General features: G+C 35.7%; 2 protein-coding genes. Both read right to left on the bottom strand.

The window, feature by feature from the left end; genetic code table 11:
- Positions 1–398 (bottom strand): hypothetical protein (locus tag ACFSUL_RS21305; RefSeq protein ID WP_377938375.1); only part of this gene is annotated, 398 nt, incomplete at its 3' end.
- Positions 395–1,009 (bottom strand): hypothetical protein, encoded by a 615-nt coding sequence (locus tag ACFSUL_RS21300; protein ID WP_377938373.1) that lies wholly within the window; start codon positions 1,007–1,009, stop codon positions 395–397. The genes ACFSUL_RS21305 and ACFSUL_RS21300, both read right to left, overlap by 4 nt.
- Between the last annotated feature and the right edge of the window lie 250 nt (positions 1,010–1,259).

Here is a 1,259-nt window from a genome sequence, read left to right as displayed (position 1 = left end):
TTCGTTTTAAGGCTCTCCAGTAATTTATTATCCACTCTTTTCGGTTTGTATCCCATGCGATCTATTAAAATACCTTCTAAAACCTTCATACGAGCCGTATAACGCCTATACTCTTGTTCGGCAAAGGATAACGTATCAGAATCTACTACAACGTCATTCTGAGCCTTCTGAACGGTTCTCATCAGTTTGTAGCATTTTGTTCTTTCTTCTCTTACTAGACGAAGCAAAATCAAAATATCATACGTATGAAAGAGCGAAAGCTCTCCAAAAGAAAGCTCTGCTTGATCTACATACACATAATCTTTTAATTTTGGTCGCTGCTTCTTCAAAGGAGCATCACAAAAACCACAGTTTTCAGCATATTGTTCATTCTCCGACTGACAGTAAGAGCAAATCATCCTTGAAACTCCTTACTATTTAAGAAATTCATAACTACTGGCCATAAGTCATCCGACACTTCCAATTCATACTCGTCCATTACTGGCTTGTAAGAATGAAGTCCCTCGAATAATCCTTGTTCACTAATAAATTTCCTTTTAAACACATGATTAAAGGAGTTCACATTTTCGATAACAAATTCTTCATTTTCTTTATAAATCAACAGCTTTTTCAAAGTTTTTTCCCCCTTTCGAACCGATTCCAAAGCTAACTCACGAAAATAAGCAGACATAGATTTTAGTTCCTGATCTTTTATTTCCTTTTGAATCTTGTCCCAAATATCATTCGGAAGTGTCACAGAAACCTTCTTCGTAACACCCATAGACGGTCTACCTGCACTCTCTTTCTTCGCTGATCTAGAATGTTTTAAATGCTCCGGTAAAAGACTATATTTATAAGGTGGAATATAAAGCTGTTCTAACATTTCATTAGCCTTTTCTAAATTAATACCTTCTCTTTCAACAATCTCCATAAATTCATCTTCTAGTTCTCTAAAATCTGTATTAGAATTTAATTCTCCATTCCATCTAGCGTCATACATTTTTTTGTGAAAATCTAATAATTCCAGCATAGTTATTCTCCTTTTGTTTTAAGTTACTTTTACTATACACTTTAAAGTAACTTAAAACAAGAAAAAGAATACTATATCGCAAAAAGACTATCCTACCTGGCATTAAGCCTGAGAGACTGCCCTTAAGGCAGTCCTCGTTAGCAAGGAGTTCCAGCTAATTGCGATTTATTACTCAAAAAAAGCCGTTTCCTTTTTGTGCTTCAGGTCGTTCGTCCCTCTCTCCCCACCCCTCTGAACTCCCGTTTGTAAA

This window comes from Bacillus seohaeanensis (assembly GCF_042684945.1).
In the GTDB taxonomy this organism is placed as follows: domain Bacteria; phylum Bacillota; class Bacilli; order Bacillales; family Bacillaceae_B; genus Rossellomorea; species Rossellomorea seohaeanensis.
The sequence above is the reverse complement of the archived record's forward strand: the minus strand, read 5'-3'. Positions and strand labels throughout refer to the sequence as shown.